Origin of the sequence: Phormidium sp. FACHB-592, assembly GCF_014695795.1 — a bacterium.
Lineage (GTDB): Bacteria > Cyanobacteriota > Cyanobacteriia > Leptolyngbyales > Leptolyngbyaceae > Stenomitos.
Genome location: NZ_JACJOZ010000106.1, coordinates 43,647 through 69,292 on the forward strand (window position 1 = coordinate 43,647; position 25,646 = coordinate 69,292).

Annotated in this window: 26 protein-coding genes; 14 read left to right on the plus strand and 12 right to left on the minus strand. The window is 50.2% G+C overall.

The genetic code is table 11. The features are described 5' to 3' along the window. Positions 1-112: 112 nt before the first annotated feature. The 3 genes from H6F86_RS29705 to H6F86_RS29715 all read right to left on the minus strand — a co-directional run bounded on the left by H6F86_RS29705 (position 113) and on the right by H6F86_RS29715 (position 3,385). A complete protein-coding gene (locus H6F86_RS29705) occupies positions 113-838 on the minus strand; it encodes a TPM domain-containing protein (protein ID WP_190454738.1) in 726 nt (241 codons plus the stop codon). A gap of 165 nt (positions 839-1,003) precedes the next feature. Next, complete coding sequence (locus tag H6F86_RS29710) at positions 1,004-2,296, minus strand: Glu/Leu/Phe/Val dehydrogenase (RefSeq protein WP_190454741.1); 1,293 nt, start codon at positions 2,294-2,296, stop codon at positions 1,004-1,006. Between the two features lie 294 nt (positions 2,297-2,590). Next, positions 2,591-3,385, minus strand: coding sequence for a YdcF family protein (locus tag H6F86_RS29715; RefSeq protein ID WP_190454743.1), 795 nt, complete (start codon positions 3,383-3,385; stop codon positions 2,591-2,593). 201 nt (positions 3,386-3,586) lie between these two features. Between H6F86_RS29715 and H6F86_RS29720 the strand changes: the two genes are divergently transcribed. Together H6F86_RS29720 and H6F86_RS29725 are read left to right on the plus strand one after the other, a co-directional pair. Then, the gene (locus H6F86_RS29720) at positions 3,587-4,255 is read left to right on the plus strand and encodes a nitroreductase family protein (protein ID WP_190454746.1); all 669 of its coding nucleotides are present in this window, start codon (positions 3,587-3,589) and stop codon (positions 4,253-4,255) included. A gap of 82 nt (positions 4,256-4,337) precedes the next feature. Then, a complete protein-coding gene (locus tag H6F86_RS29725) occupies positions 4,338-4,961 on the plus strand; it encodes an adenylate/guanylate cyclase domain-containing protein (RefSeq protein ID WP_190454749.1) in 624 nt (207 codons plus the stop codon). Positions 4,962-5,274: 313 nt separating this feature from the next. On the opposite strand, the gene H6F86_RS29730 is transcribed toward H6F86_RS29725, so the two are convergent. After that, on the minus strand, positions 5,275-5,781 hold the full coding sequence (locus H6F86_RS29730) for a bifunctional nuclease family protein (RefSeq protein WP_190454751.1): 507 nt from the start codon (positions 5,779-5,781) through the stop codon (positions 5,275-5,277). 396 nt (positions 5,782-6,177) lie between these two features. Here H6F86_RS29730 and ribE point away from each other — a divergent pair, with 396 nt between their 5' ends. Beyond that, entirely contained in the window at positions 6,178-6,855 is a 678-nt protein-coding gene (gene ribE, locus H6F86_RS29735; protein ID WP_190454755.1) for a riboflavin synthase, read from the plus strand. A 164-nt stretch (positions 6,856-7,019) separates the two neighbouring features. On the opposite strand, the gene H6F86_RS29740 is transcribed toward ribE, so the two are convergent. From H6F86_RS29740 to H6F86_RS29755, 4 genes are all read right to left on the minus strand, one after another. Beyond that, positions 7,020-8,192: a DNA double-strand break repair nuclease NurA gene (locus tag H6F86_RS29740; RefSeq protein WP_190454758.1), complete on the minus strand. Its 1,173-nt coding sequence runs from the start codon at positions 8,190-8,192 to the stop codon at positions 7,020-7,022. Positions 8,193-8,284: 92 nt separating this feature from the next. Beyond that, the gene (locus H6F86_RS29745; protein ID WP_242033764.1) at positions 8,285-8,953 is read right to left on the minus strand and encodes an HAD family hydrolase; all 669 of its coding nucleotides are present in this window, start codon (positions 8,951-8,953) and stop codon (positions 8,285-8,287) included. Positions 8,954-9,190: 237 nt separating this feature from the next. Further along, complete coding sequence (locus H6F86_RS29750; protein WP_190454761.1) at positions 9,191-10,042, minus strand: pentapeptide repeat-containing protein; 852 nt, start codon at positions 10,040-10,042, stop codon at positions 9,191-9,193. A 425-nt stretch (positions 10,043-10,467) separates the two neighbouring features. After that, positions 10,468-11,670 carry an NAD(P)/FAD-dependent oxidoreductase gene (locus H6F86_RS29755; protein ID WP_190454763.1) on the minus strand — a complete coding sequence of 401 codons (1,203 nt, stop codon included), beginning with the start codon at positions 11,668-11,670 and terminating at the stop codon, positions 10,468-10,470. Between the two features lie 516 nt (positions 11,671-12,186). Here H6F86_RS29755 and H6F86_RS29760 point away from each other — a divergent pair. Further along, positions 12,187-12,420 carry a hypothetical protein gene (locus tag H6F86_RS29760; protein WP_190454766.1) on the plus strand — a complete coding sequence of 78 codons (234 nt, stop codon included), beginning with the start codon at positions 12,187-12,189 and terminating at the stop codon, positions 12,418-12,420. A gap of 36 nt (positions 12,421-12,456) precedes the next feature. Here the strand turns inward: H6F86_RS29760 and H6F86_RS29765 are convergent, their stop codons facing one another. Further along, positions 12,457-14,157 (minus strand): phospholipase D-like domain-containing protein, encoded by a 1,701-nt coding sequence (locus tag H6F86_RS29765; RefSeq protein ID WP_190454770.1) that lies wholly within the window; start codon positions 14,155-14,157, stop codon positions 12,457-12,459. A gap of 415 nt (positions 14,158-14,572) precedes the next feature. Between H6F86_RS29765 and H6F86_RS29770 the strand changes: the two genes are divergently transcribed. From H6F86_RS29770 to fabD, 4 genes are all read left to right on the plus strand, one after another. Further along, on the plus strand, positions 14,573-14,722 hold the full coding sequence (locus tag H6F86_RS29770; RefSeq protein WP_190454773.1) for a hypothetical protein: 150 nt from the start codon (positions 14,573-14,575) through the stop codon (positions 14,720-14,722). Between the two features lie 139 nt (positions 14,723-14,861). After that, positions 14,862-15,908: a phosphate acyltransferase PlsX gene (gene plsX / locus H6F86_RS29775; RefSeq protein ID WP_190454776.1), complete on the plus strand. Its 1,047-nt coding sequence runs from the start codon at positions 14,862-14,864 to the stop codon at positions 15,906-15,908. A 49-nt stretch (positions 15,909-15,957) separates the two neighbouring features. Continuing rightward, entirely contained in the window at positions 15,958-16,962 is a 1,005-nt protein-coding gene (locus H6F86_RS29780; protein ID WP_190454779.1) for a beta-ketoacyl-ACP synthase III, read from the plus strand. A 104-nt stretch (positions 16,963-17,066) separates the two neighbouring features. Next, positions 17,067-17,951: an ACP S-malonyltransferase gene (gene fabD / locus H6F86_RS29785; RefSeq protein ID WP_190454783.1), complete on the plus strand. Its 885-nt coding sequence runs from the start codon at positions 17,067-17,069 to the stop codon at positions 17,949-17,951. A 77-nt stretch (positions 17,952-18,028) separates the two neighbouring features. Here the strand turns inward: fabD and H6F86_RS29790 are convergent, their stop codons facing one another. Continuing rightward, positions 18,029-18,589 carry a hypothetical protein gene (locus H6F86_RS29790; RefSeq protein WP_190454786.1) on the minus strand — a complete coding sequence of 187 codons (561 nt, stop codon included), beginning with the start codon at positions 18,587-18,589 and terminating at the stop codon, positions 18,029-18,031. A gap of 22 nt (positions 18,590-18,611) precedes the next feature. Here H6F86_RS29790 and H6F86_RS29795 point away from each other — a divergent pair, with 22 nt between their 5' ends. The 3 genes from H6F86_RS29795 (at position 18,612) to H6F86_RS29805 (ending at position 20,350) form a co-directional block, all read left to right on the plus strand. Further along, a complete protein-coding gene (locus H6F86_RS29795; RefSeq protein ID WP_190454789.1) occupies positions 18,612-19,250 on the plus strand; it encodes a lysophospholipid acyltransferase family protein in 639 nt (212 codons plus the stop codon). A 166-nt stretch (positions 19,251-19,416) separates the two neighbouring features. Next, positions 19,417-19,710 carry a DUF2288 domain-containing protein gene (locus tag H6F86_RS29800; RefSeq protein WP_190454792.1) on the plus strand — a complete coding sequence of 98 codons (294 nt, stop codon included), beginning with the start codon at positions 19,417-19,419 and terminating at the stop codon, positions 19,708-19,710. Positions 19,711-19,768: 58 nt separating this feature from the next. Continuing rightward, on the plus strand, positions 19,769-20,350 hold the full coding sequence (locus H6F86_RS29805) for a sugar O-acetyltransferase (RefSeq protein ID WP_190454795.1): 582 nt from the start codon (positions 19,769-19,771) through the stop codon (positions 20,348-20,350). A gap of 15 nt (positions 20,351-20,365) precedes the next feature. Here the strand turns inward: H6F86_RS29805 and H6F86_RS29810 are convergent, their stop codons facing one another. Further along, a complete protein-coding gene (locus H6F86_RS29810; RefSeq protein ID WP_190454798.1) occupies positions 20,366-21,067 on the minus strand; it encodes an SH3 domain-containing protein in 702 nt (233 codons plus the stop codon). 120 nt (positions 21,068-21,187) lie between these two features. Between H6F86_RS29810 and cobA the strand changes: the two genes are divergently transcribed. Together cobA and H6F86_RS29820 are read left to right on the plus strand one after the other, a co-directional pair. Continuing rightward, positions 21,188-22,789, plus strand: a complete 1,602-nt coding sequence (cobA, locus tag H6F86_RS29815; protein ID WP_190454801.1) for a uroporphyrinogen-III C-methyltransferase — start codon at positions 21,188-21,190, stop codon at positions 22,787-22,789. A gap of 281 nt (positions 22,790-23,070) precedes the next feature. Then, complete coding sequence (locus H6F86_RS29820; protein ID WP_190454804.1) at positions 23,071-23,259, plus strand: hypothetical protein; 189 nt, start codon at positions 23,071-23,073, stop codon at positions 23,257-23,259. 172 nt (positions 23,260-23,431) lie between these two features. Here H6F86_RS29820 and H6F86_RS29825 read toward each other — a convergent pair whose 3' ends face one another. After that, positions 23,432-24,529: an FAD-dependent oxidoreductase gene (locus tag H6F86_RS29825; RefSeq protein ID WP_190454807.1), complete on the minus strand. Its 1,098-nt coding sequence runs from the start codon at positions 24,527-24,529 to the stop codon at positions 23,432-23,434. A gap of 380 nt (positions 24,530-24,909) precedes the next feature. Between H6F86_RS29825 and H6F86_RS29830 the strand changes: the two genes are divergently transcribed. Continuing rightward, entirely contained in the window at positions 24,910-25,623 is a 714-nt protein-coding gene (locus H6F86_RS29830) for an NnrU family protein (RefSeq protein ID WP_190454809.1), read from the plus strand. The last annotated feature ends 23 nt before the right edge of the window (positions 25,624-25,646 follow it).

Below are 25,646 nucleotides of genomic sequence, written 5' to 3' on the forward strand. Positions count from 1 at the left end.
CGGGCAGTTAGCAAAGATGAGAACTTTCTGGTTGACAAATAACGCAGTTGTTAGACGTTAGAAGCTAGTTTTTCCTCCAACAACTAACAACCAACAACTAACAACTTGCTCTCTACCCCTCTCGTGATTGGAGGAAGAGGTAGAAATAGTAGGTTGCCATTGGTACGACGGTTGCTACGACAAGGAAGCCGATGACCCAGACAGTAGCGTTGCTTTCTTTGGTTTCTTCTGGTGTTGCAAACGTGCCTTCAACCTGGACATTATCAGTGAGCGTTGGCGGACCCGGATCGGGGCGACCAGACAGCACAGCCGCGAGGCGATCGCTGGCACCCAAAAGCGCTTGATTATACTTATTTCCTTCTTTAAGCGGAATGAGTACAGTTTCTTGCGTCACGCTTTGAGCAAAATCGTCTGACAGTTTTGTTTTGACCGTTTCACCCGCACGCAGCGCTACGTTATTCGTAAGGTTATCTAACACCAGTACCGTTTGGTTTGCGCCTGCCTCTGCTGTTGGAAACCACAGGTCAAAGAGCTTGTTGGTAAAGGTTTCGATCGTTTCGCCATAATCCAACCGATGGATTGTGACTAGGCGCACCTCATTACCAGTCTGCTTTGCCAGATCCTTTAGAACGGTGGCAATTTTGCCTTCGTTAGAGCGACTAAGCACCTCAGCCTGGTCAACAATCCACGTGCCTGTTTTGGGTTTGAGTACTTCGCTCACACCCGTAGCATGGGCAGGAGTCACAAAAAGCTGTGTCGCCAAAACAAAAACTGCCACAAAAAGCAGTAGGCGTTGACCGATGTGCTTCCAATGGCATTGGTTGAGGAGGCGTTGCATAGTACCGCTCTAAGAAACGTATTTCTCCAAAATACTACGCTTAGGGTGAAGATGGACAATCTGGAGGTGAGGAGTAAGGGGAGAGAAGTAAGGAGTGAAGGGAGAGGAGTGAAGGATGAAAGTTTTGATTACTTACTTCCCCTACTCCCCACTCCCTACTTTTCACTAATGACCATTTAGATAATAGTCCCGCGTGCCTTTCGCGCTGATAGCTTCACCGAGGCGAGTGAGCGCGTGGACATAGGCGGCGGTTCGCAGGTCGATCGACAAATCGCGGGCAACTAACCAGATTGACTCAGCTTCTTCCACGATCCGAAGCTTCAGCCGTTGGTTGATTTCGGCTAGCGTCCAGTACAAACCACTGCGGTTTTGCACCCATTCAAAGTAGCTGACGGTCACACCACCCGCGTTGACGAGAATGTCTGGAAAGACATAAATGCCTTTATTTGTCAGAATGCGATCGGCAGCAGAGGTAATAGGACCATTGGCAACTTCGTAGATTAGTTTTGCCCGAATAGTGTCAGCATTCGCTTCAGTAATTTGATTTTCGAGGGCAGCAGGCACCAGAATATCCACATCCAGGGCTAACAACTCGGCATTGGTGAGAACCTCTTCGGCGGCGGTATGGCAAACCGTACTGTCGCAGTAGAGCGCTTTGACACCCCGACTCGCGTCTTTGAACTGACGAAGACTGGGGATGTCTAGCCCATTTTTGCTGTAGATACCTCCTTGAGAGTCGCTGACGGCAACGACTTTATAGCCTGCTCGAAAGAGCAATTCTGCAAGGATCGCTCCAGCGTTACCAAACCCTTGCACGGCTACAGTTGTAGTGCTTGGATGACGATCGAACTTTGGTAGCGTCGCTTCAATGACAAAAAAGGCACCCATTGCCGTTGCGGCTTCACGCCCCAGACTACCGCCCATACTGACGGGTTTGCCTGTAACCACCGCAGGACAAATTTGGCGCTTGATGATGCTGTATTGATCCATCATCCAGCCCATGATCATGGCGTTGGTGTAAACGTCGGGTGCCAGAATATCAACGTCAGGTCCAATGAAGTCGGCGATCGCATCAATATAGCCACGGCTCAGACGCTCCAGCTCCATTCGGGACAGTTCTTTGGGGTTCACCGTGATGCCACCCTTAGCGCCACCAAACGGAAGGTTTAAGGCGGCGCACTTAAAGGTCATCCAAAATGCCAGCGATTGCACCTCATCCAGCGACACATGGGGATGGTAGCGCACTCCCCCTTTGCCAGGTCCTCTAGTGTCGTCGTAGCGCACACGATAACCCTGAAAAATTTTGAGGGTGCCGTTATCCATGCGAACAGGAATCGAGACCGTGAGACTGGTTTGGGGAAATTTCAGCGTTTCAACGGCATCATCTGAAATGGATGTGTATTTTAACGCTTGTTCCAGGCGTTGATTGGCATCAGCTAAAATTGAACCGGGTAGCATAAGATTTTTCCTCTCAGTAAAGGTGCGATCGCACCGATTGTTAAAAAAGCAATGTTGTAATAAAAGCGGTTTTCTTCAGCAATCCTGTCAGTGATAGTAACGTCTGTGACAGCAGTGAAACAGGACAATCCCTTGCTTTTCTTTATAGTTCCCAACTGCTGCATAACCTATGACAGTGCGATCCCCACTGTTTAGAAAAGCACGTTCAAGGCTCTTGGATTAACACGAAAGCCTTCTAAAAAGAGTAAATATTTGAAACGTTTTTTGGGTCATTGTTCATAGCGAGACGTGAGTTTATAACCACCCTCTTAAACGATAAACGACTAGCCCCAGATATTCTTTCAAAGCTCGTGTTGTGCGGCTAAAACGATCGGCTTCTGGTAAAGCACTAAGCACCATTGCTTGGGTACTGCCCTGCATCGTCTGCCAATCGCGCTCGGTCGTGTTGAAATCGGTGGGCGCGGCGATCGCCTCAATGCCCAGATGCTTGAAAATCAGGAGCGATCGTGGCATATGCATTGCCGATGTCACTAGCAAGACACGATGGATGCCCTGTGCTGCCATAATTTGCTTAACATTGACTGCGTTTTCGTACGTGTTAAGCGAGGATGGGTCTTGTAAAATCGCCGTTTTGGGCACTCCCATTGCCTCAATCAGTTGTGCCATATCATCGGCTTCTGACAGCCCGCCCTCCCCTCTCCAAACAACCCGACCGCCGCTGAGAATGATACGGGGCGCTTTGCCGTCTCGATACAGTTTGGCTCCATACAGCACACGATCGCCCTCTTCACTGACTTCTACCCAGGGTCGTGGCGGTACGGCTGGCTTGGTGCAGCCACCCAAAATGACGATCGCGTCTGCCTGAGGCACTTCGGTCAGTGGGAGATGTTGAAACTCTAGCGATCGCACTAGCCATTCGCCAACCCAGCCATTGCTACCCCCTAGCAGCAGTACCAGCGATAGCACGATCGGCAGGGCTGTCCACCGCGATCGTCGCCAAAGCAACACCAATGACAGCAGCAGTAGCAAACACGTCAACCCCAAGGGATAAAGAAAGAGCGGTAGTAATTTGGAAAGATAGAGAAACATAGTGCAATCTCGCGTTTAGCGGTGTCTTGAGCAGGACGTTGGCTCAAGAATAATGGTCAGCCGTGACTTGTTGACGTTAATCTTAGGGGCTTGAGACGCTTGCTCCAAGGGTAAAACACAAAAGATGAACCAAAGGGCTGCAAAACGTCTAACATTTATAGTCCAGATTTAACTAACAGATAGCGTTGCGAAAGGATTGGCATGACTATTGATTTACAGCCGACGACCGGGTTAAAAGATTCGATTGAACAGCGTCGTGCTGCTCGTGCCTTTCTCTCAGATCCTATTCCAGAAGTCATTCTCGAACAAATCTTGCATCTTGGGCTGCGATCGCCCTCAGGGTACAATTTGCAGCCGTGGCGTTTTGTCGTTTTAAGGGAACAGCAGAGCAAAGAAACGCTCCAAAACTGTGCCTTTAATCAAACCCAAATTGCCCAAGCGCCTGTTGTTTTGCTTTGTTGTGGCGATCGCACTGCTGGCAACAGTGACAACATCGAAGCCGTCATTAAGCTAGGGCAGGCAAACAACGCGATGCCAGAGACCTTTGCGGAGTATATGCGATCGCAAATCCCATCCTTTTTTGAACATCACCCCAGTTTTGAGTCCCTCGAAGCCTGGACAAATCGCCATACAATGCTCGCCGTTGCCCATTTGATGATTGTGGCAAAAAGCTTTGGGGTCGATAGCTGCCCGATGGAAGGGTTTGTGGGCGCTCAAGTCAAAACTGCGTTCAACATTCCTGATACAGTCGATGTCTGCTGTATTTTATGTTTGGGCTATGCCGACAAGCCATTCAAAGCCTTTGGTGGTCGGTTCAGCCCGGAACAAGTTTGCTTTGGCGAAACCTATGGTGCTGCCTTCTCCCTGTAGAAACGGACGGTGAGAGAGGGAACGCTAAAAGCTAAAGGCTAAAAAGTACTTTTAGCTTTCAGTTACTTCATACCTTTCTCCCATGCCGCACTTCCACAACACCCGCGCTGAACTTAACCGATTGCTGCAAGAGCGTAACGATTACCCAGAGCGATCGACTGCGATCGATACTCAAATCTGCGCGATCTTTGAGCAAGACTGCGCCATGTTCATCTTGGATCTGTCTGGCTTTTCGCGGCTTACTTTGCGCTACGGTGTCATCCACTTCTTGGCAATGGTGCATCGCATGAACGCGATCGCTACACCCCTTGTAAAGCAGCATCACGGAAGAATCGTCAAACAAGAAGCAGATAATCTATTTGCAGTCTTTCCAACAGTGCAAGGAGCGATCGACAGCGCGGTTGCGATCTTAAAAGGGTTTGCTGCCGTAAATACTCGTTTACCCGACGAGCAAGATTTGTATGCTGGTATTGGCATTGGCTACGGCAAAACGCTGGTTATAGATGAAACCGATCTGTATGGTAGCGAGATGAATCTAGCGTGCAAATTGGGGGAAGATCTCGCTCGGCGGGGCGAAGTGCTGCTGACGGAAGCTGCTTTTGGTCAGCTTCAACCAGACCCACAGCAATGGGAGCGGCTCGACCTAACAATTTCCGAACTGGAGCTAATTGCCTACAAATTAAGGACAACACCAACAGCTCACTGAAAGCGATTACCCCGCAATTGCAGCAGCACTATCATTTCTAGCGGATGGTGGTACGTACCGATGGCAGTCGATGCAGCTCGCTTGTAAGAGGCTGCTTGAATAAGTATCTAGTGGTTAAAACCGCGACTACAGAAACAACGTTCATCGTCGCGGCTTACTGAAACGCGAAGGTCTTGCAGCCTATATCGGTAGGTTATAGTCCTTTGGGCATGGCTGCGCTAAGGTTTGTGTCGCTGCGACTTTAGCCAAAGCTACAGGAACTTGGACTCTTAAAGCATCCTCTCCAACAGATGCTTCCGTCGTGCGGCTTCCTTTACTGTGCTTCCTCACTGCTAAGGTTGCCACGCTGTAAAAAGTCTTCAGGACGAAGGTTGGACAAAAAGTCACGGAAGGCTTTGCGCTCGGCTTCATCGGCATCACGATCGACCGGAATAGAGGCATCGGCAACGACTTCTTCGAGTACCCAGATAGGGCTGTTTGTGCGGAGGGCGATCGCGATCGCATCGCTGGGTCGCGCATCAATTTCTTTTTTGGTTTCACCATGAGTCACGGTGAGTACAGCGTAAAACGTGTTGTCCTGTAAAGAATGAATTACCACTCGCTCCAGACTCATGTTGCATTCTTCGAGGAGATTGGCAAACAGGTCGTGGGTCAACGGGCGGGGTGGCGTTTGATTCTCTAAAGCATTAATAATGGCTTTTGCCTGATCCTGACCGATATAGATTGGTAACTGTCGCCGCTCGGTGGCATCTCTCAGAAGCACAATGGGGCTGCGTGTAGCGGCATCCAATGCAATTCCAGCGACTTTCATTTCAATCATTGTCTTAGCCTCTAGAATACCTGAAACAAACGGGAAACCAAGTAACGAAACCAACCCAAGCAGCAGGACGAAACACAGGCTTAAACCGATTTACTCTTCGTTCTAGGGCTTAGCCACCTTTGAAGCCTGTCGAGGCAGGCGGAGCCAAATGAGCCAAGGCATGAGGTCAAAAGAAACCGTTAGCACCGAGAAGAACAGAGCTAAGACCGACGGAAGCCAGCCATGTCATGATGATAAGGAACCTAATCTTAAGTATGCCCTGATTTCTGCCCTGATCCTAATGGATCAATTGATAAATTTGACAATCTGAAAAAGTTTCTCAAGCATCGATCAGGGCGGCATTTTGGCGCAAATAGAGCAAAACGAATTGTAAATTAGCAAAAGCTGAGAAAAACTGTGTTTACTGGTCTTGTTCAGAGTTTAGGGACGCTGCAACCCTTAGGAGTTGATCGATTAAAGATCACCTGTGCACCTTCTACGTCGGGGCTTATTCTGTCAGACTTGGCGATCGGCGATAGTGTGGCAGTGGATGGCGTGTGCCTCACTGTCGTTGAGTGCTTGCCACAGGGCTTTATGGCAGACGCCTCACCAGAAACGCTCGATCGCTCCAGCCTGGGGCAAGGCGACGATGTCCCAGTCAATCTAGAAACATCCCTACGGGTGGGAAGTAAGCTGGGCGGGCACTTTGTCACTGGGCATGTAGACGGCATCGGCTACCTACAAGCGTCTGTGCAAACCGCTACCTCTTGGGAAATGACGTTTACGACTGATCAGGAGCAGGTTGCTCGCTACATCATTCCAAAAGGCAGTATTGCGGTAAATGGTGTGAGCCTTACCATAGCCGACTGTGACCCTGCGGGACACTGGTTTATGGTAGCAGTGATTCCCCATACCTACGCCGAAACGAATCTGCATTATCTCCGACCGGGCAGTATTGTGAACCTAGAGGGTGACATTCTCGGCAAGTACGTTGAGAAGAGTCTGCGGCACGCTAAGGGTCGCGGAAGTACGTCAGAGCCATCTGCGCCAGAAAGCCTCACGCCAACCTTTTTGGCAGAGCACGGTTATTTATAAGCAAACCTAGGGTTGCAAGGCTGTTCGTAGCAATCTAAATAGTGGCGCTACAGATAAGGGCGATCGTACCTTTTATAGATCGATCAGGAACCAGGAAAGAGCTTGATAAGCTAAAGCTCTAAAGCTGGGCGATCGCTAGTAACCATCCCTTTGTATCGTTCCCTCTACCTTCTCCTTGCCTTGCTCACCATCTTGCGCGAAAGCCGCAAATGCAGCTTTTCGTCCTCTGCCCAATCTTGCAACAGACGATAAAACGTTTGGCGATCGTCCATCTTCAACACAGCGGTTTGGTCAGCGGTTTCAATCACATAGGGATAGCCGCTGCCGATGATCACTTCGCCACGTACCCAATCAAGTACGTTTTCTAGCAAACCTGCGTCAGCAATCCAGGTAGGCAACTCTAGCCGCACCGGAAAGCCATCGTGTGCTTTCAGGTAGGTAAAGCCGATTCGACTGGCGATCGCACTGGGATATTGCCTTAAAATGCCGGGTCGTCTACAGCGGAATAAGGGAGTGCGATCACCCCACTGCATTCCCCGCAGCAGCGACGCATCATGAATAGCGGGTGCATCGGGTAAGCCGGGTGACACCCGTTGCAGCATCAGGGTCAGGTCACGTGCATAAGACGTGTCAATATAGCCAACTAGTGGTACCTGATACTTTTCGCTTGCTTGCAGGAGGCGTACGACGCAATCAATGTAGTGTTGCTGCGTCGCTTCATCAAAGGCTTCGGCAAACGTTGCCACCAGTGAACCATCCAAAAACGCCAGACAGGTGCCACAGCCTGCCCGGTCTTCCATGTATTGTACTAACCGCTCTGTTTCCATCTCAAAGCGGCGCATATTGACTCGGCGATCGACTGGATCGCCGCTGGTATTTGCTCTCAGATCCGCTGGAGTCATTACATCCACAGCGATATCCTTCTCGTATTGCCCACCTGGTTGGTGCCGATTTTCAAACCAACCGATTTGCACCAGCGCCACAGGAATCGAAAAATCTTTGCTGGGATAAATTTGGGAACCATCGACAGCAAAGGTCGCAATGCCTGTGAGGCAAGCACGCACCCACTCATGGCTCTCCTCACGACTCTGCCACGAAAGCCCAGAGGTCATTTGCCAATTTGGATAATTGCCCAATGCTTCTAAGGGTTCGGCACCGCGATCGTACGCCACATACTCCGCCAACCGCTCTAGCAGATCCTCACTCGTTTCCTGCGATGCCGATGCTAAAGCTCGGCGGTATTTCTCTAGTGCCTGTACTGTCGTCTGGTCAAACGAGGCAAAGTCATCCCGCTTCTCTTTCAGTAAGCTAAGGATTTGAGACGGTTTCAGAGTCATAAGCAGCGGTAGGACAGAATCGTTATCAGTACGGACGTTCCAGTCAGTCTCTACTACCCTACACCCAAAAAAACAAACTCTACACTTAAAAATTACTGGCGTCGCAGCCAGATGCCACGCATTCCAACGGCTTTTGCTGCTTGGTAGTCTTCTTCAAAGCTGTCACCAATGTGCCATGCACCACTGGGTAAACAATTGTGTTTTTGCAGAGCGATCGCAAACACCTTCGGATCCGGCTTGGCGGCACCCACTTCCGTTGAAATTGTTACTGATGCGAAAAAATCTGCTAAAGCAAGCGTCTCTAGCACTGCATACAGCCGCGAATCAAAGTTAGAGAGAATGCTAAGGGGTACTCCAAGCTGTTTCCAGCGTTTCAGCGCAGGCAGTACGTCAGGGTAAACAATCCAGGGGTCAGCGGTGGCAAAGTGAGCATAAAGTACAGCAAAGAACTCGGCAAAATCAGGAAACTGTTCTAACACACCTGCTTGCTGAAATGTATTGGTGGCGATCGCTAACCACCACTCAAACTCTTGCCTTTGTCTGGTTATGCGATCGGTGCTCCCAAATGCTGGCATTCCCGCTGCCCGAAAGCTCTGAGAAAACGATCGATTGAGCGTCGTTGCTGGGACTACAACCCCAAACCTCTGCGCCACTTCAGCATAAATTTCACCCACGCTCCCTTTTACGCCGAACAGCGTACCAACCGCATCCAGAAAAATCACGTTTGGGAGTTTGCTTCGCTCACTCATCGGCTTAGACATCTTGGGTATAGTGCTTTGCCATGTTGAGCCATTTTTTCACTACTGAGGTTGGGATGAAGCTTAAGGTTCATCAACCTGGCTACTTCTTCCTTATAGCCTGACCCCATCATACGCTGAGGGCAAGAGACATCAATAGTCTGGCTCGTGTAATGAATGCCAGCGCTTCATGCACAATATTCTAAAGAGCTGTCACCTTCTGCTCTTAATAAAAACAGGCTCTTTCTCGCTCCGTTTCCATCAACCGGGCGTTGGTAGATCTGGCATCACGACACCGCGCAGGTTGGCTCCAAGGAGGTTAGCGGCAGTGAGATTAGTTTCAGTCAGGTTGGTACCGCGCAGATCGGCACCGCTGAGAGTGGCACCGCTGAGGATGGTGCCCGTGAGCTTTGCCATGGAGAGATTGGCTTCATTCAGGTTCACCCCGCTGAGGTTGGCATCGGTCAAATCCGCACCCCGCAGATCGGCACCTCGTAGTTTAGCGCTAGTCAAATTGGCACCAGAGAGATTGGCACTGCTCAGTTCTGCCTCACTTAAGATGGCATCTTGCAAGTTTGCCCCTACCAAAATTGTCCAGCTTAGGTTAGCACCACTCAGGTTTGCTTCACGCAAATCGCCACTTAAAATTGCCTGACAGAGGTAAGCACCTCGCAAATTAGCAGTGCGTAAATCAATATCAATGAGTTTCGCCGCACAGAGGTTTGCGCCCCAAAGGTGAGCACCGCTTAAGTCTGCTTCGCTAAGGTTGACTGAGTTCAGGTTTGCCTTGTTTAGAATGGCTTGCACTAAACACGCTGTTCGCAGGTCTGCTCCGGCTAAATTGGCTTCGGTCAGGTTTGCGCCTTGCAAATCGGCACCGCGTAAATCGGCACCCCAAAGCTCGGCTCCAGTTAAGTCTGCCTCTGCCAACTTTGCCCCATTGATGGACGCTTCCCGCAGTTTAATGCCGCGCAAGTTTGCCCCTCTCAGGTCAGCTTGGCGCAGATCAATGCCTTTCAAATTGGCTTTGCTTAGGTTGACCCCCCACAGACTAATCTGGCTAAAGTCTCTTTCTCCTGCGGCGTAACGCTTCAGGAGTTCACTCGCACGCATCTAGCTATCCCTCAATACTTTTGGTATTTGCCCCTGGCTTCTTTGAATTCAGTATGTGTGCTGTCTAAATTTGCCTAATTCTCACCTCACCTATGACTAAAATGACTGGATAGCGACAACAATCTTCACAATAGAGCTTAAGGAAATTGCTACCTTTGGAAGTCTTAAGCGTTAGGGGCTAAAATGCTTGACTAAGCGAATGTCCGTTCAAACGGGTTGAACAGAACCGCAGCAGGGTCAACATTCACCATCAGCAATAGGGCTTTCTGGGTGGAAGATTGCTTGATCGGCTCGCCCAGGATCTAGTTGTCGTGTGAAGACGTTAGTTCTCTTAGCCAGTATGCCCGTAATGATGGATGAACTCTCTACGATCGCCACAAATACGCTTGCAACAGACTGTGCCACTACTAGAGCAATGGCATAAATTAATCATCGATTGCGGCTACTGCATCACGCAAAGGTTGAGCAATCCAGTTCAATCCAACGCGAACCTGGTGTTCGAGTGTGGGCATCCGGTAGAGGTAAGCTAGCCGACGTGCCACGTAAGCAAGAGAACCGTCTAGCTTGAGTCCAAAGCCAGTCAAGGTTGCGTTATCAATGCCCAGAGCCATCATTTCGCCCAGGTGCTGATACCGGAACGGCAGTAACGGACGCTCTGTAAGCGATGCCCAGAGATTCCAACCCACGTACTCGGACTGTTGGAAGGCGGCTTGTGCTGTACTGGGCACTTGTTGTCCATCAGCATCTTTGCAATCAACAAGGTCGCCCAAAGCAAAAACATCCGGGTAATCAATTGCTTGTAACGTGGAAGATACCACAACCTGTCCCCGCACATTTTTCTTAAGTGGTAGAGCGTTGATGACTTCAGCGACGCGAGTGCCTACTGTCCACAGCACAAGGTCAACCGGGATAGTATCGACGTTACCTTTATAAAGCAGGGAAATGTTGTCAGCACTTATCGCCTCTACAGACGTTTCCAAATCGATCCATACATTTCTTGCATCCAAGGCTTTTGTAGCGGCAGTACGGTTGAAATCGGGTGATGTTCTCAGGATGAGATCGGTTTGCTCAACCAGGCGGATGCGTCCACGGCTACCCAAGCGATCGGCAAGCTTGCAAGCCAGTTCTACGCCGGCATAACCAGCACCCACGATCGCCACTCGTAACTTGTCAGCCTCAGACTCTTCCAGTTGCCGCAGTCGTTCTTCTAGACGATAGGCATCCGCAATCGAGCGAAAGGGTAAGGCATGTTCTGCTGAGCCAGCAACTAGGTCAAGCGGCGTTTCACCACCCAGGCTTACCACCAGACGATCGTAGGGTAATGCGTGCCCTTCCTGAAGTTGTACGTATTTTGCTGACAGATCAATACCTGTAACATTACCCTGATGAAAACGCACTCCAGTGCCAGCTAACAATTCTTCAAACGGTGGCGCAATCTCCCATGTTTGCAATTCGCCTGTCATCAACTCATAGAGCAAGGGCGAAAAGAGAAAGCGATCGCTGCGATCAACCAGAATAATCTCTAGTTTCTCCTGCTTTGTCCAGGGCAACTGACTAAGGCGTAGAGCTGTGTAGAGACCACCAAAGCCTCCACCAAGAATGCAAATACGGGCAGGTTGTTGAGTCATGAATTCTGATGGCGCAGGGGCTGCTGTTAACGCTGCCCCTTCAGGATAACAATTGCGCCCTCTCTGCGAGTGCCTTTAGAAAACAGAATGCTAGGGAAGAACCCTGACGATTTGTCAACGCCATTATACGAAGGAGCAACAAAGCCGCTCATATTCTCTCTAAAATGATACTAATTAGAGCTTTTGAGCAAAGTCTTTCAACCAAAGACCCTTGGACAAAACTGTTTGCTGTTGGTTATGCAGCGGAACAGCCCATGAAAAGTGCTTCAACAATAGCTGTCGGAGCAAGTTGAACTAAATGACAAATAATAATGGGCGCATATTTCATTCGTCTGCAAATTATTGTAAGGCGCTTAGCAACTTGCAGCTAAACCGTGTATCTACTTGGCAAGGTTCAATTATGAAGCAGGTTCTTTCCTTAAAAACGTAAGCATTTCAGTGGTTCAACGCTGGCAGGATAGACTCAGCTCTGTAATTCTAGACGTACTGTGCATCTATCCCTATCGTCACTTACCTATGCGTCAACTTACGATTTGTTTTTCTTTGCTAACCCTCATGCTATCGCTTGCGACAACTGCGACAGCGGCAGAGAGAGAGGGCGTACCGGGTCGCCGAGTTGGTGGTGGCACCCGTTGGACAGCACCACGGCTAAAGCCACCGCATTCAATGCAGGGCAGAATCAGCGCTTTGGCATTTGCTTCTCGTACAGGATTGCCAATGTCTTTGCGGCTTAAGGCAATTTACGGCTAGGTGTAGTTCGAGGTGAACTACACCTTAGCAAGCGTTTCACCATGTTACCTGTGTTTCTAATCGCTTCAGCAGTTTGGGACCTACGCCAGAAATACGGTCTAAATCGTCCAGGGACTTAATTGGACGCTGTTGTCGAGCAGTAATGATACGCGCTGCTAGTTTAGCGCTGATACCCGGAATTGCATCAAGCTCGGCTTGAGTCGCAGTGTTGATATTGACTAGCTGCTTTTGCTCCCTAGCGACTCTAGTAACTTTAGTAGGAGTTGGTGCTGTTGCAACTTGAGCGCGCTTGATCGTCTTTAAAGGTTGAGGGCTAGGTTGATTTAACTGGCACTGCCGTCGTTGAGCCTCTACTTTCTTTTGGATGGCGGGTGGTATGCCAAGAATGGCGTTCGTATAAAGCCGTTCAAATTCCCGTTGATAGTGGGCAGCAACGGTCGCGCTATGTACAACCAGCACCGTTTCGTCATTGCCTGTGTTGGCAGCATCCGTCCAGTTGTGAGAGCCAGTAATAACAGTTTCTTGATCGACAATGCCAAACTTATTGTGCAGCAAGTCTCCTGGTGGTAAGCGGGGCACGCCAACCGTAGTAATCGGGTTCTGCCAGGGACGGTTTTCTGCTTCAGTTTTGCAGTCATCCGCTAACGTAATGCCCAACATATCTAGCGCTTCGCTATACGGGCGATAGGCAAAGCCTGGTTCGATCAATCCTCTTACCTCGGTTCCATTTTTGCGAATGGGGTCTAGCAAGTTGACCAGTTTTTGGTCCGAGAAAACGAACAGCGCTAGGTCTACTGATTTTTTGGCATTACTTAGGGTTTTGCCAATCAAGCCATTGCTGCTGCTGCTCCAGGGAAGGGAGGCGCGGGTGGGCGAAAACTGGACTTCAACCAGGGTCGCGCCAATTTTGACTGGCTGCGCTGGGTAAAAGGGCTTTTTGACTCCAAACTTGCTGTCTGTTTTGCCGCCAGGCCCATCGCCCCACATAATGTTAAATTGCTGTGTAAATAGTGCTGCTAACTCGGGGCTGTTGATTTGCAGCAGGTTGTTAGCATTGCCACGGCTGGCAGGCGATTTGAAGTCACCATGTACATCGCTAGTAGTGAAATTTGCTGAGGTGACAATGATAGTGCGACCATCGACCACAACGAATTTATGATGCATTAGGGCACTACCAGCCGACCCATCAGCCATGTCATCGAGACGAGGTACTCTGGCACGATCAAGGATAACCAGTGCATCCCCTTGAGCAATTTCTTCCTGGCTCAGTTGTCCGTTCTCATCACGATCAACCAGTTGGCGAAATTCTTCGTAGCGTCCGCGATCGCGCTCTGGCTGCTTGGCAATCTCTTCTGGTGTCACGGTGCTAAAGGGGCGCGAGTAAATATTTTCTAAAATCACGCGCACCTTTACGCCTGCGGCGCTTCGCTCTGCTAAGGCTGCTGCAATTTTGGGTAGACGTAGTTCCTGTACTGCTACATCTACAGTTATTTGGGCAGCCGCGATCGCGTCAACGATTTTTTGTTCCAGGTCATCTCCATCGCGCGTCTGCTTGCGATACGGCTCGGTGTAGCGTGCAGCAGGTTCATGATTTGTATAGACCTGAATCAAGTCATCCTGGGGAAGGGGCGCAGGGCGTACAGGTTGAGAGTATCCCTGCTGGCAGGCAGAAACACTAAGAGCTAGTAAGACGGCGAGTGAACTTTGAAGACGATGATGTAGATGTAATAGAGGCACGATTGGACCGGTAGCAACGGTGGATCAGTCTTGGTTGAGACAGCGTTCTCTCGTACAAGAGTGCCCACGCAGTCAGTCAGAAGCACCATTGTCTTGAATAGTTCTCAAGCATAGAATTATAGCGTGCAGGTAACGATAAGCCTTTATTTAAGACTAACTCCAACTTCATAAGCTGCACCTACCGTCCCTGCAACTGGCTGCTCTCTAAACCCTTTTTCTCTTTACAAGAAGTTATGGTTAACCCAGTTGAAACATGCTTTGAGTTGGTCAGCCATAAACGCTATGTCTAGTGCAGCTGCAACGCCCTAGGTTAGGAGGTCTCACTAAAGATTGATTTGGTCGGTTGCTGAATACTCTAAACTCGATTTACGATATTTTCGCTCCACACATTTAGCAAATCACTTTATATATCCCTATGCAGATTGGACGATCAGAACTGATCAAAACTCTTGAGGCTGGTACTTTTGCGCTTACTTTAATTTTGCTGGCGTTGGCACAAGCTCCTTCTACATCGAACTATGTCGGTCTTGTCGTTGATACTGCTGTGCTCTCTAACAGCCGTTAACGCTGGCACATCCCTATGGTGCCTGTAAGAAAGCTCTTAATTAGCGTTCTTTTGCAACAGGCAGTATGTGGTCACTTTCGGTTTTTCATAGAAGCATAACCATCTGGTAGAATTGCTAAGGTTTCTATAACTTTGACCAATGGGATCGACGCAGGCGCGGATTGCGATTGATGCAATGGGCGGGGATCATGCTCCGGCTGAGATTATTGCCGGGGCGCTCCGTGCACAGGAAGAATTGGGTGTAAAAGTGTTGCTGGTAGGCGATCCAGCGGAGATTCGGGCGGCTGTAAAGCACCATGCAAACGCCTCTCTGCTTGAGATCGTTGCTGCGGAGGGCACGATCGAGATGGGTGAAGAGCCACTGAGCGCACTCAGGCGCAAGCCCAACGCCTCGATTAATGTGGCAATGGATTTAGTGAAACAGAAACGGGCTGATGCCGTTGTTTCTGCGGGTCATTCTGGTGCAGTAATGGCAGCCGCACTGCTGCGCTTGGGTCGTCTACGGGGCATTGATCGTCCTGCGATCGGGGCTGTGTTGCCAACAATGATTGCGGGCAAGCCTGTCATTATCCTGGACGTAGGCGCAAACGTAGACTGTCGCCCTAAATTTTTAGAGCAGTTTGCTTTAATGGGTACGGTTTATTCTCAGTACGTTCTGGGTATCAACAGTCCTAAAGTAGGGTTGCTAAATATTGGCGAAGAACCGAGTAAGGGCAATGAGCTAGCGTTACGTACCCATCAATTGCTGCAAGAGAATCCTCAAATTCCCTTTGTAGGCAATGCTGAAGGGCGCGATGTGCTGTCGGGCAACTTTGATGTGATTGTTTGCGATGGCTTTGTTGGCAATGTGTTGCTGAAGTTTGCAGAAGCGGTTGGTGAGGTCGCGTTGCAAATTCTGCGCGAAGAGTTACCTCAGGGTGTTCGCGGCAAGATTGGAACATCAGTGCTGAAGCCAAACCTGCGACGCATTAAGCAACGGATGGATCATGCAGAGCATGGCGGTGGGCTACTGCTAGGTGTGGATGGTGTTTGCATTATTAGCCATGGCAGTTCTCAGGCACCAACGATTTTCAACGCAGTGCGACTGGCAAGAGAGGCGATTGACAACCATGTGCTAGACCGGATTCAGTCTTGCTATCAAAAGGGTGGTAAGCAATCAGCGGTCAGCGGTCAGCCTGACGGTTAGTGTGATGATGGTTGACACACTGGTTAAGCCCGCAAGCGATGGATAGAGCATGAACTTACAACAATCAGGTCTGGGTGTTGCAATTACGGGAAGCGGCTCGGCGTCTCCCCTGACAGCCCTAGATAATGAGGGCCTAAGCAAGCTTGTAGAAACCTCTGACGAGTGGATTGCCTCTCGTACTGGCATTCGTCAGCGCCGACTAGCAACCCCAGCCGAATCTGTCACTACGATCGCGACTCAAGCAGCTCAGGGCGCGATCGCTATGGCAGGTTTGACACCTATGGACTTAGACTTGATCATTCTGGCAACGTCAACTGCTGATGATCTATTTGGTAGTGCTAGTCAGATTCAAGCTGAACTGGGGGCGCAAAAAGCTGTGGCGTTTGACCTGACGGCTGCTTGCTCTGGTTTTGTCTTTGGCTTGGTGACGGCTGCCCAGTTTATTCGCACAGGTACTTATCAAAACATTTTGCTGATTGGGGCAGATGTGCTGTCGCGCTGGGTGGACTGGAACGATCGCCGGACGTGCATCCTTTTTGGTGACGGGGCTGGGGCTGTCATACTACAGGCAAATGAGCACGATCGACTCCTTGGCTTTGAGCTTCGTAGCGACGGCACTCAAAATAAGTGCCTGAACCTGGCATACCAGCCTGAACCAAAAGAATTAGTGGACGGCGTGACGATCGGGCAAGGCAGTTTTCAGCCCATCACGATGAATGGGCAAGAGGTGTATCGCTTTGCTATCCGACGGGTACCAGAGGTGATTGAAAAAGCCCTCTTTCGCGCCAACCTGAGCGTTGAAGATATCGACTGGCTGCTGCTCCATCAGGCAAATCAGCGCATTCTGGATGCCGTTGGCGAGCGCCTGAACATCCCCTCACATAAAATCATTAGCAACCTTGCTAAACACGGTAATACCTCTGCTGCCTCCATTCCCTTAGCGCTCGATGAAGAAATACGTCAGGGCAAAATCCAGTCTGGAGATACGATCGTCACCGCAGGCTTTGGAGCCGGGTTGACATGGGGCGCAGCGATTTTTCAATGGGGACGGTAAGGGGAAAGCATGAAGGCTCAAGGATGAAGATGAGTTAATTCTGCCTCCTGCCTTCTGCCTTCTGCCTCTCCTCACCAATTAACCACTAACCACCAACCACTTTAATGACGAAGACTGCATGGGTGTTTCCTGGACAAGGCTCACAAGCAATCGGGATGGGTATAGACCTCTTCGATCTGCCTGAAGCGACGATAAAGTTTGAGCAAGCAGAGCAAATTTTGGGCTGGTCAATCCCTGAACTTTGCCAGCACCCAGAAGATAAAGTTTCGCGTACCCTTTACACGCAGCCGTGTCTCTATACGATCGAGAGCATTCTGGCAGACCTTGTGCGATCGCGAGGACAGCAGCCTGATTTTGTTGCCGGTCACAGTTTGGGCGAATATGTGGCGCTTTACGCGGCTGGAGTCTTTGACTTCGAGACAGGGCTACGACTCGTCAAGCAACGGGCAGAACTGATGGATCAAGCCTCTGATGGCATGATGGCAGCGCTGCTTGGCTTTAATCAGGAACAGCTTGAGCAGCAGCTTCAGCAAACCCCAGATGTAGTATTGGCAAATGACAATAACGCAGGTCAAGTGGTGATTTCTGGCACGCCTGCTGCTGTTGAAACCGTATTGAGCCAGGTCAAAGCAAAGCGGGCAGTCAAGCTGAATGTCAGTGGAGCTTTTCACTCACCCTTGATGGCACCCGCTGCCGCTGCCTTTCAAACAGCGCTGGATGAGATCGTCTTTAACGCCGCTCAAGTCCCTGTACTATCTAACGTTGATCCGACTCCCAGCGTTGATGCAGCCGTGCTGAAAACGCGGTTGAGCCAGCAGATGACCAGTAGCGTGCGCTGGCGAGAAATTTCGTTGCGCTTACCCGAAGAAGGTGTGAGTCGTGTCGTTGAGATTGGTCCCGGCAAAGTGCTGACGGGTGTCATCAAACGCACTTGCCCAAGTCTGACGTTAGAGAACATCGGCAGTGTGGCAGAATTACCGCTGCTATAAAAGTTGTTGGTTGTTAGTGAAAAGAGCGGAGTCAGGAGTCAGGAGTCAGAATTAACTCATCCTTCATCCCTCAAAGCTCAGCCTGACAAGCAAATTCTGAAGCGCTTGCCTTCGTTTTGTGCTTTGATTAAGACGCTTTCTAGTTCCTCTAACTCGGAAAGCGCCCCCTGATAGTCTTCTGTATCCTCATCTAATTCTCGATCGTCACTAGAGAGCAAATCCCACTCAGGCAGAAGAGATCGTAAATGATGAATCAATGCACGTACAGTTTTTAGTCCTTGTTCTGGCAAAGACCACTGAGGTTCGATCGACCATAATTCACGTCCTTCGTAATACCAGACCCCATCTATAAGTTCTCCTAATTGTTCAAATTCCTCTAGCTCCTCGTCATCGAAGGGCAGAGGACTTTCGCTACGAGTACAGTTTATAAATTCGCTTATTGGTTCAATCTCTATCTGCTCAGCTATTCCATCAAGCTCCTCCAACATTGAAGCTACTGATTTCCAATCTCCTGAACGGTGAATGAAAAGGTAGTCTCTTTCATACCCCTCTAAAACAGGAAATAGCTGAACGCCCATAATCTGATACTGTTGCTTACAAATACTTCTGGAACAGCTCATCAAAGCTAATTGAAACATTAGCAGTGACTTACCTATTATTATGCCGAGAAGCCGTGAGCCATTTGCCAGCCTGTTGCTCTACCACTTGTTTAAGTGGTCGGTGGTGAGTCCGGGGCTGCATCTTTATTTTCGGGGACGTATTTATGGTGCAGAGAATGTGCCGAAAACGGGACCACTCGTTGTGGTAAGCAATCACGCGAGCGATTTTGATCCACCGCTGTTGTCTTGCTGTGTTGGTCGTCCGGTGGCATATATGGCAAAGGAGGAACTGTTCCAAGTGCCTGTGTTAAAACAAGCGATCGCCCTCTATGGTGCCTATCCGGTCAAGCGGGGTTCAGCCGATCGCAGTGCCCTTCGAGCAGCAATGGGTTTTCTAGAGCAAAACTGGGCAGCAGGCGTCTTTCTTACGGGCACACGCACACCCGATGGCAAGGTAACTGATCCAAAGCTGGGTGCAGCATGGCTCGCTGCCAAAACCCAGGCTCCGTTATTACCTGTTAGCTTATGGGGTACTCACGCCATTTTTCGCAAAGGTTCTGCCGCTCCCCGTTCGGTGCCTTTAACGATCCGTATTGGTGAGGTCATTCCACCACCGCAAGCGGGCGATCGTGAGGCGCTAGAAGCCGTTACTCAGCAATGTGCGGCTGCCATTAACGCTCTGCATGATTTAGGACGCTAGGGTGTTAGCGGTCAGCAGTCAGCGCTGAGCAGTTAGCGGTTAGCGGTCAATAGTATGATTTCAGCCTGGAAGCCGATAGCTGAAGTCAGGAGTAAACTCTACGCTGAAGGCTGAAAGCTGATTGCCGACAGCTTAAAAATGTTTATACAGCAAAAAGGATTGCTACATGAGTGATTTAAGAGCAGAACTGGCTGAGGCACTAGCGGAAGCAGAATGGGACTGGCTTGCCCCTCATGCCCGTCGGGATTCTCTGATTGTGGTGGAGTCGGGACTGGATGTGGTGGATGTAGCTGTGGCGATCGCCAACGACGATACAGCGCGAGTCCAACCCTGGATTGAAGAAAACCTGATCCATAAGCCGTTTCCAACGCAACTGTCGGACTGGAATATAAATCAGTCCACGCGCTTCAACGCGCTCATTGTGCAGCCGTATGTGCTGATTCAGGAAATGTCTAGTTAAGCCTGACGATCGCTAACGCCCCGAATGGTTGAACGATCGCTATACCTGCTAAAGCACCATGAGCGACACATCAAAAACCGAAAAGCAAAAGATGCTGGCAGGCGAACTGTACCTTCCCATCAATGATGCCGAGCTGGTAGCAGAGAGCCAACGGGCATTACGGCTCTTGCGACTCTACAACCAAACAACTGAAACAGAACAAGACAAGCGTATTCAGACCCTACGAGCGCTCTTTGGTGCGATCGGTGAGAAGCCCCAAATTGTGCCGCCGTTTCACTGCGATTACGGCAGCCATATTACGATCGGTGATCGCTTCTATATGAACTACGGTGGTGTGATTCTCGATTGCAACAAGGTACACATTGGCAATGATGTCCTTTGCGCTCCCTATGTTCAAATCTACGCCGCCTATCATCCCACCAATCCCACTGTGCGGCTGACAGGACGCGAACTTGCCGCACCGATTCGCATTGGCAACAACGTTTGGATTGGCGGAGGGGCGATTATCTGTCCTGGCGTGACGATCGGCGACAATACGACCATTGGTGCTGGCAGCGTTGTCACCAAAGATATTCCCGCAAATGTGGTTGCTGTGGGCAATCCCTGTCGAGTGCTGCGGTCTGTAGATGCGCCACCCTAAAGTGAGAACTTCTGCCTAGCTACCCTTCTGGCGCTGGATCGCAACTTTAACGATCGGGGTTAACTTTGCCCGCCAAAAGCGATTCTCTGGAAACGTTTGGACTTTGCTCAGTACGTCTTCCCAGCGTTTAGCTGCGATCGCTCGTTGCATTTCTGCAAAGGTGGTTTCTGCGGTCTTCCAGTCGCGCTGCCATTGGTTGACCGCACCTTTAGCGGGTTGATACGCTACGCTGGTCGCGGGGATTGCTTGTGCCAGAGCGATCGCGGCTTCAAGGTCGCCAGCTTGATAGCGTTCATTTGCTTTGGCTAAAACGCTTAAACCATCATCAGCCGCAATGGGGGTGCTCGTCTGTGTCTCTGCCGCCGCTGAAATGCAGCTTGTTACGGTTAAATTCTCATAAACCCAGCCCTCTTGTGGCTGCTTGATCCGTAGCCAGCCTTCATTGCGATCGACAACTACTAATTGAGTGCCATTCCGCACAGTGCCCACGACATTATCAGGTGCAACAACTGGGCTGGAGCGAACATTCAGTGGTGGTGACGGATCTGTCGCTATTGTTTTGCAAATCGCTTTAGGTGCTGTTGCAGCTTTGCGGACAGCTTGTAGCCCTGCCACCAAAGACGGTTGAAAGTGCAAGGTAGCAGCCGTAACACTAGCAGCCGTAAGAAAAATCGCTGCACCAAAACCAATCAGGGCAGGTTTAGGAACTGTAGTCATCCTGGATATCCTGTGAAGATGCGCCCGATCGCTGATTAGATTGAGTCTAGGCTAACTGACCATCCGCCAAATAGCGTACGTAGTTTTCCAAATTTTTGAAAGCAAAGAGTGTTGAGACACATGGCTAAGAACATCGGCATCGTCTATCTCGTCGGGTCGGGACCGGGCGCTGCCGCTTATTTAACTGTACAGGCACAGCAGCTACTAACCAAGGCAGAGGTGCTGGTCTACGACGCACTGGTAGACAGCGCTTTGCTACAGCTAGCACCCCCAACCTGCTTGCTGCTTAACGTAGGCAAACGCGGTGGTGAGCCTAGTATGGTACAAGCAGAAATTAATGCTTTGCTGGTGCACCACTGTTTGCAAGGACAACACGTGGTTAGATTAAAGAGTGGTGATCCGTTTATCTTTGGTCGAAGCCATGCCGAAATCGAAGCGTTGACGGCAGCAGGCTGTGCGTTTGAGGTGGTGCCTGGGTTATCTTCAGCGCTGGTGGCACCGTTGCTGGCAGGTATTCCGCTGACTGATCCAGTCTTAAGTCGCTGTTTTACAGTGCTTAGTGGTCATCAACCAGACGAGCTGGACTGGCTGGCGCTGGCACGAATCGACACCCTGGTTATTCTTATGGGTGGGCGGCACTTGCCTGAGATTCTACGTCGCCTTCAGATGCATGGGCGATCGCCCCAAACACCGATCGCCATTGTTCGCTGGGCTGGTCAGTCACAGCAGCAGCTTTGGGAAGGCACCCTGCAAACCATCTTGCAGCAAACTGCAACCGCAGCACTCTCTCCCTGTGTGATTGTGATCGGTGAAGTTGTCAAGCTACGTTCCTATCTTCAACCCCGTTCCTTTGCCCCCTTTTCGACTGTGCTTACTACTCCAGATTCAACGTCCGATGCGATCATTGCTGATGCTACCACTGCCGCTCTGCCCCTGGCTGGCAAAACGGTGCTGGTGACGCGATCGGCAACCCAGTCTGGCCAATTTACCGCACGACTCCAGCGCGATGGGGCAACGGTCATCGAAATGCCAGCCCTCGAAATTGTGCCGCCTTCTAGCTGGCAACCACTAGATCACGCGCTGGCTCGACTGTCAGACTTCGACTGGCTGCTGCTAACGTCTGCAAACAGCGTCGATTACTTTTTTGAACGTTTGGCGACTCAGATTCGCGACATTCGTGCCCTAGCAGGGCTAAAAATTGCGGTCATTGGCGATAAAACGGCGTACAAGCTAGAGCAACGCGGCTTGCAGCCTGATTTCGTGCCGCCAGAGTTCGTTGCCGATTCGCTGGCTAGCCATTTCCCTGGTTCTTTGCAGGGAGCCAGAGTGCTTTTCCCCAGAGTAGAAAGCGGTGGTCGGGATGTGTTGGTGAAAGATTTTATCGACCGCGGTGCCGCTGTTACCGAAGTAGCGGCATACCAATCGCGTTGCCCGGAGGCGATCGCACCTGAGGCTCTGACTGCCCTCCAAACCCGCACTGTCGATGTGATTACCTTCGCTAGTGCCAAAACCGTGAAGCACTTTTGTCAACTGTTAGAACAATCACAGGTAGATAACTCCTGGCAAGCCTGGTTAGATGGAATCTGCATCGCGTCGATCGGTCCTCAAACGACCAAAGCCTGCACTAGCTTGTTAGGCAGAGTAGATGCAGAAGCGCAGGCATATACGCTAGATGGTTTAGCTCAGGCGATCGCTCAATGGGTTGCAGCCGCAGAGAGTTAAGTATTGGAATCTCCGTTGATCGCCTCTAAGGACGATGCCTGTAACGTCCCTACTAAAAGCACTAATTGGAAGCAACGATCGCTAAAGCATCATTGGTTTTTCAGTTCACACCATTTCAACGTTTAATGTCTAATAGGTTCAGCAGATTGTGTTAAAGTGATCATCTTGCTTCTCAAATTTTTAAGCCATCGCCAACCAGCTTGAAACACAGGCTGCTTTTTTTAGCGATAATTTGAGCGCTAATTGGCTTATTACTGTCGGTTGTCTTATAAGGGGTACTCATGGCTAAACGCCGCAACCAAAAGAAAGAAAAAGCTCTCCGTAATCAGGCGTACGCCCGGAAGTTCCGTAAGAAAACGAATACAGGTCGCTTTGGTAGACGACGCACTGATGGCGGTGGGCGTGACGAGGCTGAGGGTGGCGATCAAGATGGTGCAAATCGGGCTGGTGAAGGCGCTGCTGACGCATAAAAGCGCTTTTTAAGCCAGAAAACGTATTTGCCATTGCTTAGTTTGCTAGCGGTCTCTGGTTGCGATCGCAGCCATAGCTTTAACGGTTAAGCCGCTGTAAAGCAATAACAAAATTACCCGAAGCTAAAAAGTTTCGGGTAATTTTGTGGCTGGATATTTGGGCTAAGAATTATCAGGTGTTCAAATGCTCTGCAACGGCTAACCCTGACAAAAAGGCTTGTTCTACCTTGATACCGCCGCACCAGTCGCCAGCACAGATAAGTGGTACTGGAGTTGCTGCTGCAAGGTAGGGCTGTGACAGGGGCGTTTTGGCAAACGCGTAACGCCAGCGATGCACTTGGAGCCAGTCTGGTTTTGCTAGCCAGGGAGCCAGTTTTTCAGCCGATCGCTTCAGCAGTTGATAGCCTGCCGCTTGCAGATCGATCGCATCTAAATACTGTTCGGCAAACATACTTGTACTCTGCACCACAAAGACAGTCTGAGGTGATGTCGTTTGAGGCAATGTAATCTGGGGCACGAGAGACCGTTTGCTGCTGTCTAAGCCAAGCCAGGAAAGATTAGCATCCTTCACAAAAGTCAGCGATCGTACTTCAGGATACTGCGAGAACCAATCCTGCTGACGATCGGGCGTATAGCCAGCCATCACACTTAAGCAGGGCGTAAATGTGACCGCTCTCACCTGCTGCAAAAATGCTTCTGGCAAAACCTCCGAAGGCACGGATTGCAGTAGAACAGCAGCTTGAGGAGCCGGGATCGCCAGGACGATCGCCCCAGCCGTTAGGGTCTCAGTTGTTTTTGTTGCATCTGGATTCGTTTTTTGAATCGTTAGTTGCCAATGGTCGTCCACAATCGCTAACGCTTGTACCAGGTGGCTCAGGCGAATGTCCAAACTCTTGGCAAGCCATTTGGCGATCGCCGTCATGCCAGCAGGCGCAACGTAGCGAGGATAACGGTCTGTCACAGGTGAGGCGCTGAGGGTGCCAGCGGCACTCAGTTCATGTACTGTATCTGTCCAGGACTGTACAACGCCTGCTGCTACCAATTGCTTAAGCAACGCCTGAAATGCTTCTGCTTTGGGCGTGAGGTAACAGGTGCCATGATCCGCCAACGTCTCATGCAAGCGCCGAGTCGCAATCCGTCCGCCTACACCCCGCGACTTTTCTAAAATGACTACGCGCTTTCCTGCCTGTTGCAACTGTTGCGCGCAGGTCAGCCCTGCCATGCCGGCACCAATGACAGCAAGATCAAAGTCAAGCGAAGGGTTGGTCATGAAACGTGTATTTTTTGAAGCTCGATCGATTATATCGAGGAAGCCAGACGCTAGAAGTGGAACGCTAAAGGCTCAAGCTCTATGTTTGGCTTTGACAACAGTCTTCAAAAGAAAACGCCACAGGAGCGAACCCAAATAACTTAGGATCATGAATTTGATTAATCCGCAAACTGTAGGGGCGAGCTTAGTAGACTAAACTGCATCCTGCCATATCTTTGACAGCAAAACCCGCCCCTACCTCGAACTTATTTAGTTCCCATTCCTTAGCAGAGCAATGTCTCAAGGCAATGATTGCTCAACTGGTGGCAGAAGCAGGAGGGGAGAGGCAGGAGAAATGATAGATTACGGTTAACCGCTTTCCTTACTTCCTTTTGCCTCTTATGTTTCTCGATTGGTTAACGCCTAGCCACTTTATTATGTTGGGCTTGCTGCTGAGTTTTGCGATCGCCCATAGTGGTCTGGCAGCGTTACGTCCCTGGGGCGAAAGCCAAATTGGTCCACGACTCTACCGGGTTTTCTTTGCGCTGGTGAGCTTGAGTCTGGCAGTCGTGCTGATTATTTACTTTTTTAATCACCGCTACGATGGCAAACAGCTCTGGCAGTTGCAGGGCATCACGGGAATACAAACCATTGTTTGGCTTTTGTCAGCAATTTCTTTTCTTTTCCTTTATCCAGCCACGTTCAATTTATTGGAAGTAGCAGCGATTCAAAAACCAGAAGTTCACCTATATGAAAGTGGCATCATTCGCGTTACGCGCCATCCACAAATGGTAGGACAAATCATTTGGTGTGTAGCACACACGCTATGGGTAGGGACATCATTTATGGTCGTGACTTCGATCGGGTTAATTCTGCATCATTTGTTTGGCGTGTGGCATGGGGATCGTCGGCTGCTTGCCCGGTACGGTGCTGCATTTGAAGCGGTCAAGGCGCGTACCTCTGTCATTCCCTTTCAGGCGATTGTGCAAGGGAAGCAAACTCTAAAATGGCAAGAATTTCTTCGTCCTGCCTATCTGGGGGTCGGTGGTTTTGTTCTACTTTTTTGGTGGGCACATCCAATTTTAATCCGTGCAACAAATAGCGTTGGCTGGTAGGATGATCCCAAGGCAATTATTAA

Bases quoted from the DNA above. Each gene is read 5' to 3' on its own strand.
- H6F86_RS29830 (WP_190454809.1), top strand. From the start codon at position 24,910: ATGTTTCTCGATTGGTTAACGCCTAGCCACTTTATTATGTTGGGCTTG.
- H6F86_RS29705 (WP_190454738.1), bottom strand. From the start codon at position 838: ATGCAACGCCTCCTCAACCAATGCCATTGGAAGCACATCGGTCAACGC.
- H6F86_RS29730 (WP_190454751.1), bottom strand. From the start codon at position 5,781: ATGATTGAAATGAAAGTCGCTGGAATTGCATTGGATGCCGCTACACGC.
- H6F86_RS29790 (WP_190454786.1), bottom strand. From the start codon at position 18,589: ATGTTTCAATTAGCTTTGATGAGCTGTTCCAGAAGTATTTGTAAGCAA.
- H6F86_RS29825 (WP_190454807.1), bottom strand. From the start codon at position 24,529: ATGACCAACCCTTCGCTTGACTTTGATCTTGCTGTCATTGGTGCCGGC.
- H6F86_RS29710 (WP_190454741.1), bottom strand. From the start codon at position 2,296: ATGCTACCCGGTTCAATTTTAGCTGATGCCAATCAACGCCTGGAACAA.
- H6F86_RS29725 (WP_190454749.1), top strand. From the start codon at position 4,338: ATGCCGCACTTCCACAACACCCGCGCTGAACTTAACCGATTGCTGCAA.
- H6F86_RS29755 (WP_190454763.1), bottom strand. From the start codon at position 11,670: ATGACTCAACAACCTGCCCGTATTTGCATTCTTGGTGGAGGCTTTGGT.
- H6F86_RS29795 (WP_190454789.1), top strand. From the start codon at position 18,612: ATGCCGAGAAGCCGTGAGCCATTTGCCAGCCTGTTGCTCTACCACTTG.
- H6F86_RS29820 (WP_190454804.1), top strand. From the start codon at position 23,071: ATGGCTAAACGCCGCAACCAAAAGAAAGAAAAAGCTCTCCGTAATCAG.
- H6F86_RS29760 (WP_190454766.1), top strand. From the start codon at position 12,187: ATGCGTCAACTTACGATTTGTTTTTCTTTGCTAACCCTCATGCTATCG.
- H6F86_RS29720 (WP_190454746.1), top strand. From the start codon at position 3,587: ATGACTATTGATTTACAGCCGACGACCGGGTTAAAAGATTCGATTGAA.
- H6F86_RS29715 (WP_190454743.1), bottom strand. From the start codon at position 3,385: ATGTTTCTCTATCTTTCCAAATTACTACCGCTCTTTCTTTATCCCTTG.
- H6F86_RS29780 (WP_190454779.1), top strand. From the start codon at position 15,958: ATGAACTTACAACAATCAGGTCTGGGTGTTGCAATTACGGGAAGCGGC.
- fabD (WP_190454783.1), top strand. From the start codon at position 17,067: ATGACGAAGACTGCATGGGTGTTTCCTGGACAAGGCTCACAAGCAATC.
- H6F86_RS29805 (WP_190454795.1), top strand. From the start codon at position 19,769: ATGAGCGACACATCAAAAACCGAAAAGCAAAAGATGCTGGCAGGCGAA.
- H6F86_RS29745 (WP_242033764.1), bottom strand. From the start codon at position 8,953: ATGTCTAAGCCGATGAGTGAGCGAAGCAAACTCCCAAACGTGATTTTT.
- cobA (WP_190454801.1), top strand. From the start codon at position 21,188: ATGGCTAAGAACATCGGCATCGTCTATCTCGTCGGGTCGGGACCGGGC.
- H6F86_RS29800 (WP_190454792.1), top strand. From the start codon at position 19,417: ATGAGTGATTTAAGAGCAGAACTGGCTGAGGCACTAGCGGAAGCAGAA.
- plsX (WP_190454776.1), top strand. From the start codon at position 14,862: ATGGGATCGACGCAGGCGCGGATTGCGATTGATGCAATGGGCGGGGAT.
- H6F86_RS29750 (WP_190454761.1), bottom strand. From the start codon at position 10,042: ATGCGTGCGAGTGAACTCCTGAAGCGTTACGCCGCAGGAGAAAGAGAC.
- H6F86_RS29770 (WP_190454773.1), top strand. From the start codon at position 14,573: ATGCAGATTGGACGATCAGAACTGATCAAAACTCTTGAGGCTGGTACT.
- H6F86_RS29740 (WP_190454758.1), bottom strand. From the start codon at position 8,192: ATGACTCTGAAACCGTCTCAAATCCTTAGCTTACTGAAAGAGAAGCGG.
- H6F86_RS29810 (WP_190454798.1), bottom strand. From the start codon at position 21,067: ATGACTACAGTTCCTAAACCTGCCCTGATTGGTTTTGGTGCAGCGATT.